Origin of the sequence: Bacillus sp. BB081, assembly GCF_008368895.1 — a bacterium.
Taxonomy (GTDB): Bacteria; Bacillota; Bacilli; order Bacillales; family Bacillaceae_G; genus Bacillus_A; species Bacillus_A wiedmannii.
The window spans coordinates 49132-55748 of record NZ_QOZX01000075.1 but is presented as its reverse complement, the minus strand read 5'-3'; the positions used below and the strand labels follow the sequence as shown (position 1 = coordinate 55748).

Here is a 6617-nt window from a genome sequence, read left to right as displayed (position 1 = left end):
CACCCGCACCCGCACCCGCAAAGAAAGCAATTTCGGAGTTATTGGAAGAGTTAATTGAATATGCTTGTATGCATAAAGTCATTGAGGCAGTAATGGACGAGAAGGAGATTTTAGCAAGTGCAATTATGGATGTTTTTATGTCCAAACCGTCCGTTATCAATTCTCTATTTTATGAAAAATACGAACAAAATCCGAAGGCTGCGACAAATTACTTTTATGAGTTAAGTAAAAACAGCAACTATATCCAAATGAAGCAAATTGCCAAAAATATAAATTATAAAGTAAATACGGAATATGGACCCATTGATATAACGATTAACTTATCAAAACCGGAAAAAGACCCGAAACAAATTGCTAGAGAGAGAGTATTGGAAAGTACAAATTATCCAAAATGTTTACTCTGTATTGAGAATGAAGGATATAGAGGCAGAATTGGACATCCAGCACGCTCGAATCATCGTATGATTCGTATGAATCTTACAGATGAAAGCTGGTTTCTACAGTATTCTCCGTATATATATTTTAATGAACACTGTATTGTATTGTCTTCAGAACACCGTGATATGAAAATTGACCGTCAAACATTTTTACGTTTGTTAAAATTTGTAGAAAAATTCCCGCATTATTTCCTTGGTTCTAATGCTGATTTGCCTATTGTAGGAGGATCTATTCTAACGCATGACCATTATCAAGGTGGAAATTATGAATTTGCTATGGCAAATGCATCAAACGACCTAATTTTTGAACTAACTAACTTTCCAGAAATGCAATGTTCTATTATTAAATGGCCAATGTCAGTTATTCGCTTAAGAAGTAAAGACATTGAACAAATAGTAAATGCAGGGGAGTACATATTAGAGAGGTGGAAGGGATACAGTGATCCTTCTGTTCATACATTTGCATTTACGAATGATGTTCCACATAATACGATTACGCCGATTGCCCGTTACCGGAATGGTATGTACGAATTGGACCTTGTTTTGCGAAACAATCGTACAAGTGAAGAACATTCGCTAGGTATTTTCCACCCTCATGCGGAAATACAACATATTAAAAAGGAAAATATCGGACTGATTGAAGTAATGGGGTTAGCAGTACTTCCGGCGCGTTTAAAAACAGAACTTCAGGAAGTGGAAAAATTCTTACTTAACATTCCAAGTGATATTCCAACGCTTCATATACGATGGGCAGAACAATTAAAAATCAAATATTACAATCGGATACATGAACAAAATGTACAGGAGATAGTAAGAGCAGAATTAGGACAGAAATTTATACAGGCGCTTGAAGATGCTGGTGTTTTTAAACGAGATGACGAAGGGATATCGGCATTTAAACGTTTTATTCAGACCTTAAATTAGGAATGGACTTAGTAGTTATAGTAATTATAAAATGACCTAATTATATGATAAGGGAGGTAATAATATGGAGGAGTGTGAGCATAAGCAACTACAGGAATTGAAACAGATAGGCGGCCCTATATTAATGATGTGTATAAAATGTAATCAAATAATTAAAGTGTCCAAAGGATCCAGTACAAAAATAAAGTGAAAAAGAATGAAGCGTATATATTTCTAGTGCGTGATGAACAAATTTCCTTCTGATTAAAGTTGCATTTTATTAAAAGAATAAAACCATACTAAAAAACATCTCATTGAAATGAAACGCTGTGTTCCTTCAATGCGTGTATACATAACACCGGATTCCCGTAAAACCTTGAAATGGTGAGATAAAGTTGATTTCGCAATTGGAATGTTTAACGCACCACAAGATTGTTCATGTTTCTCTAGTAGCATCGTTACAATTTGTAAACGAATTTGATCGCTAAGTGCGTATAAAACAGAAGAGAATTGAATTTCTTCTCGATTTGGATGATAGAGAGTACGCATTTTTTCACCTGCTTGTATAAGTTAATATAGTTTGCACTATAACATATAAAGTGGTATATTTCCATTGTTCGAATATAATCGAACAATGGAAATATAGGGGGAGAAAAAATGAAATATACCAAATTGCAAAAGGCAGGACTAAATATTTCAAAGTTAGGGCTAGGGACAAATGCTGTAGGGGGACATAATTTATATGCTGATGTGAATGAGGAGGAAGGAAAACGATTAATAGAAGAAGCTATCCAGCAAGGGATTACATTTTTTGATACAGCAGATTCATACGGTTTCGGTAGATCAGAGGAATTAGTAGGAGAAGTATTGAAAGGAAAACGCCACGAAGTTGTACTTGCTACAAAAGGTGGAATACAGCCGTTATTAAATGGAGAGGTTTATATTAATAATGAACGAAGCTATTTAAGAAATGCTGTGGAAAATAGCTTAAGAAGATTACAAACTGATTATATTGATTTATATTATTTACATTTTACAAATCCAGAAACAAGTTACATAGATTCAATTGGTGAGCTTACTCGCCTAAAAGAAGAAGGGAAAATTCGTTCAATTGGAATATCTAACGTAAACGTAGAGCAATTAAAAGAAGCGAATCAGCACGGACAAATAGATGTTGTACAATCACCTTATAATATGTTAGATCGTGCTGCAGGGGAAGAACTTTTTCCGTATTGTATAGAATCAGGTATTTCATTTATTCCGTACGGACCTCTTGCCTTTGGGATACTAGGCGGAAAATATACAGAAGATTTTAAATTAAACGAAGGTGATTGGCGTCAAAGTGTAAATCTATTTGAAGAAAATACATATAAGAGTAACTTTAAAAAAGTTGAGAAGTTAAAAGGTTTAGCTAAAGAAATGAATCTTGAAGTATCACATTTAGCTTTAGCATGGCTATTAAATAAAAAAGGAATTGATACTGTTATTCCTGGTGGGAAACGAGCGGAACAAATAAGAGAAAGTGTAAGAGCGGTGGAAGTTTCATTGAATCAGAAGGTGATGAAAGAGATTGAATCTATTTTAGAAGATTAGTTGAAAAGAGGGGTACTTCCCTCTTTTTATATAAAAGGAGAAGGTTTAAATGAAAAGAGTACTAGCTGTATTCTTTACGATAATGTTTATGATAGGTACAGATACTTTCTTAATTTCACCACTTTTACCGATATTACAACAGGTGTATCATGTTTCAACTGAGCTGTCAGGGTGGATGGTGAGTTCATATGCTTTAGGATACGCTGGATTTGCACTTATTGCTGGTCCTATATCAGATGGCTTAAACAGAAAAAAAGTGATGGTAATAGGAATGAGTTTTTTTGCGTTAAGTACGTTTTTATGTGGAATGGCACCGAGTTTTCTATGGATGCTAGCATTTAGATTTTTAGCAGGTGTAAGTGCAGCCTTTGTATCTCCACAAGTGTGGGCATCTATTCCGCTCCTTATAGAGAAGGAGCAAATTGTAAAGGCAATTGGAATTGCAACAGCAGGGTTAGCAATCTCTCAAATTTTAGGGTTGCCAGTTGGATCGTATTTGGCGATGATACACTATACAACACCATTCTTCGTCATTGGTATATTATCAACACTACTTGTAATTGTTATCTATGTAGTATTACCAGAAATACAACCGGTTCATATAGGTGGAAGTAAAACAAACATCTTAAAGCGCTATAAACAATTACTTACAGATTCAAAGGTTTCAATTTCTTATTTTGCATATTTTGTTTTTCAAACTGGTAATTTTGCTGCATTTTCATTTTTTGGTGTATGGCTTTCCATTCAATTTGGCTTACAAGTTCATGAAGTAGGTACAGCTATGCTTATATTAGGATTAGGGAATTTAACTGGTAATATTTTTGGCCCTAGAATCGTAAATAAAATTGGTTATAACCTTTCTTTCTATGGTGGAATTATATTTACAGCAGTGCTATATGTATTACTTCCTCATGTAAAGAACATTATATTGGTGGAGTTATTGTTCTTTGTTTTGTTTTTTGTGACAGGAATTTTGTTTGTATTAATGATGAGGCACTTACAAAACATGTCTAGTGTAGCAAGAGGAACAGGAGCCGCGCTTGCTAATGCTTCTATGTATATTGGTCAAATGATTGGAGCGGCAATAGCAGGACTGCTATTTGCAGCATCTCACAATTTTATACTTATAGGTAGTTTTACTGCGTTACTATATATAGGAGCTTTATTTTTGTTTAGAAAAAGTGAAAAGCTTAATGAAGATAGTGAAACAGGAATTGCATCATAAAGCCTGTATAAATATTTCGCAAATCAGAATTAATAAGAGTGTGAATACATGAATGTGCTTTTAATTACAGTGGTTACTAAAAGTATAGAAATAGTAGAAGAAATGTATTGTAACAAAGTTATAAGGAATTCAAAAATAAAAAATCCCTACAAAGATAGGGATTTATATATCGGCATATAGTTCCTTGGAAAAGGATATATGTAGTTTAACATATAGAACTACTTATATTTGTGAAATAGATGTGAAAGTAATGTGAAAAATGCTGAAAGAAAAAACTATTTAAATAGAGGATAATTTAGATTAGGATATGGATTTTACATAAATGCTGTGTTATATTTCTACTTATCTGTTAATAATTACATGTTTTAATTTTATTGGGGATAAAAGGGAGAGATTTAAATGCAATGGTATTTGAAAGCTCTAAAGAATTATGGGAATTTTAGTGGTAGAGCTACGCGAAAAGAGTACTGGACTTTTAGTTTATCGAATATCGTAATTTTTTGGTTGCTGTTATTTTTATCATCATTTTCAGAGGTGTTAGTTGCTATTATTGCGTTGCTATTTATGTTAGTAATGATTATACCAAGTTTTTCGGTTGGTGCACGACGATTGCATGATATTGGGAAAACAGGATGGTGGCAACTATTAAATTTCGTACCGTTTGGTAGCGTTGTTTTACTTGTATTTTTTATCATTGAAAGTGAAGAAAATGACAATCAATACGGACCAAATCCGCATTCAGATTTAAAAGAAGCGATTTAATAAACCAATTGTTAAAATGGTTTGCACGGGCTAATATTATTAAGTTGATCTCTAGGCCTATATGACTTTTGAAACTGTAAAAATGGGAAGAATAAAGGCAGAGAGAATATAGCATGGCAAGAAGAAAAAATTCTAAATAAAAAGCACTGTTTTAGCTAATGTAACTAAAACAGTGCTTTTCTTTTTGATTGAACTGTTGCTGCATTTTCATCATGTATGCCTGCATCTTTAATAATTCGTTGTTTTGCTTTATTTAATAGATGGTCTACTGCTTCACCAAAATAATTAGCTTCGCTTTTTGTGCGGGCTTCTCGTAAACATTTATAGTTTTCTAGCAGTTCCTCTTTTTCAGTGTTTGTTAAGAAATCTTCTATTTTCTTTTTTGTCATACGAAACACCCTTTCTTCTGACAAACGACGCAATAGAAAATATTTATTGTTTATTATAGCAATAATTTTTAAAGAAAGTATAGACTAACGTCGTAATAATTTGTCAATTTCTTGAATCTTCTCATCAGCTTTCCCAATTTGTTTATTTTTAGCCTGCTCACCACCAAGCGCTTGGTGCAGTAAGAAAGTCTGACCGGAAATAGCAGTCACAATGGATACTTTTATAATTTCTTTTATTAAGGTGACATCGAATAGAACGAGTCCAAGAAGTGCAGCTAAGCTACCAGTGAAAATATCAGTCAAAAACCCAAAGTGAAAAAAAGTTTTCAAACGGCGTGGAAGCAATAACTTGCCTTGGTTATTGATAAGATGGGAAACGAAACCAGTAATGCCACCAACGAGAACAGCAGTTAGCCATTGATACATTTCCATCGAATCCACTCCTTTTAGTGAATAAGATTCGATTCTTTTATATTGATTCCTTTTAATATTTCATAGAAGCATATTGAGAAAGTTTGTTTGGGTTTATTACGTATTCAATTTAAATATAACAGAAAAATCCGATATATTTTAGTCTATTATATGAAGCGGTTATTCCTTAATATGAATATAGATTATCGAATAAGAAGTGTAGATGGTTATACAAAAAATATAGGGGAATTAGTAAGCATGCTGAAGCATACGAGGGCTGTAACATTACAGGAAATAAACGATCTATCTGTTGAGCAATTAGATTTCATTATGACGAGTGGAGGGAATTCCATCGGAGCGTTACTAAAGCATATAGCAGCTATAGAAAAAGCCCATCAACTTATTTCATTTCAAGAGCGCGACTTTACAAAAGAAGAATTAGAAATATAGGAAGACGCACTGTATTTAGGGGAAGCGGGGAGAACAATCCGTGGTAATGAAATACAGTATTATGTACAACTTCTACAAAGTGTTCGAGAAGAATCTCTGAAGTATTTGAGTGAACAAAATGATCAATGGCTTATGTCAGCAAGAAAGTGGCCTAACGGTGTAGTGTATAACCAACACTATCTGTGGTTTCATGTGCTAGAAGATGAGGTTAGTCACCGTGGACAAATTAGAATGATGAAAAATAAAATATTTGAAAATTGCGTTAAATAAGGTAGCTTTTTAAATGAATATTCCATATAATGAGAGTAATTAAAATGAGAACGGAGTGATGTATTATGGCGAAAATAACGTATATGAATAATAAACCAAATACAAAGGTGGATGGAAAGGGCGAGACTGTATAAGTGAGCGCACGATCCTTCCGCTTAGCTTAAACTAGGGAGGATA

At 33.5% G+C, this 6617-nt stretch carries 6 protein-coding genes and 3 pseudogenes; 6 read left to right on the top strand and 3 right to left on the bottom strand.

The window, feature by feature from the left end; all coding sequences use genetic code 11:
- A partial coding sequence (locus DN394_RS24245) for a UDP-glucose--hexose-1-phosphate uridylyltransferase (RefSeq protein WP_141545421.1) occupies positions 1-1361 on the top strand: 1361 nt, incomplete at its 5' end.
- Between the two features lie 288 nt (positions 1362-1649).
- Here the strand turns inward: DN394_RS24245 and DN394_RS24240 are convergent.
- Positions 1650-1889 (bottom strand): annotated as a pseudogene (locus tag DN394_RS24240) (ArsR/SmtB family transcription factor); the annotation flags it as partial.
- A 108-nt stretch (positions 1890-1997) separates the two neighbouring features.
- On the opposite strand from DN394_RS24240, the gene DN394_RS24235 reads away from it, so the two are divergent.
- The 4 genes and pseudogenes from DN394_RS24235 to DN394_RS24220 all read left to right on the top strand — a co-directional run bounded on the left by DN394_RS24235 (position 1998) and on the right by DN394_RS24220 (position 4920).
- Positions 1998-2933 (top strand): aldo/keto reductase, encoded by a 936-nt coding sequence (locus DN394_RS24235; protein WP_149294324.1) that lies wholly within the window; start codon positions 1998-2000, stop codon positions 2931-2933.
- A gap of 49 nt (positions 2934-2982) precedes the next feature.
- On the top strand, positions 2983-4158 hold the full coding sequence (locus DN394_RS24230) for an MFS transporter (RefSeq protein ID WP_098705010.1): 1176 nt from the start codon (positions 2983-2985) through the stop codon (positions 4156-4158).
- Positions 4159-4206: 48 nt separating this feature from the next.
- Positions 4207-4414: pseudogene (locus DN394_RS29875) on the top strand (hypothetical protein).
- Between the two features lie 143 nt (positions 4415-4557).
- Positions 4558-4920, top strand: coding sequence for a DUF805 domain-containing protein (locus tag DN394_RS24220; protein WP_001198797.1), 363 nt, complete (start codon positions 4558-4560; stop codon positions 4918-4920).
- A gap of 164 nt (positions 4921-5084) precedes the next feature.
- Here DN394_RS24220 and DN394_RS24215 read toward each other — a convergent pair whose 3' ends face one another.
- Together DN394_RS24215 and DN394_RS24210 are read right to left on the bottom strand one after the other, a co-directional pair.
- The gene (locus tag DN394_RS24215; protein ID WP_000162604.1) at positions 5085-5309 is read right to left on the bottom strand and encodes a hypothetical protein; all 225 of its coding nucleotides are present in this window, start codon (positions 5307-5309) and stop codon (positions 5085-5087) included.
- An 84-nt stretch (positions 5310-5393) separates the two neighbouring features.
- Positions 5394-5741 (bottom strand): DUF4257 domain-containing protein, encoded by a 348-nt coding sequence (locus tag DN394_RS24210; protein ID WP_000426318.1) that lies wholly within the window; start codon positions 5739-5741, stop codon positions 5394-5396.
- A gap of 171 nt (positions 5742-5912) precedes the next feature.
- Between DN394_RS24210 and DN394_RS24205 the strand changes: the two are divergent.
- Positions 5913-6440: pseudogene (locus DN394_RS24205) on the top strand (DinB family protein).
- Positions 6441-6617: the final 177 nt, after the last annotated feature.

Coding starts and splice junctions, on each gene's coding strand:
- DN394_RS24235 (WP_149294324.1), top strand. CDS start 1,998: ATGAAATATACCAAATTGCAAAAGGCAGGACTAAATATTTCAAAGTTA.
- DN394_RS24230 (WP_098705010.1), top strand. CDS start 2,983: ATGAAAAGAGTACTAGCTGTATTCTTTACGATAATGTTTATGATAGGT.
- DN394_RS24220 (WP_001198797.1), top strand. CDS start 4,558: ATGCAATGGTATTTGAAAGCTCTAAAGAATTATGGGAATTTTAGTGGT.
- DN394_RS24215 (WP_000162604.1), bottom strand. CDS start 5,309: ATGACAAAAAAGAAAATAGAAGATTTCTTAACAAACACTGAAAAAGAG.
- DN394_RS24210 (WP_000426318.1), bottom strand. CDS start 5,741: ATGGAAATGTATCAATGGCTAACTGCTGTTCTCGTTGGTGGCATTACT.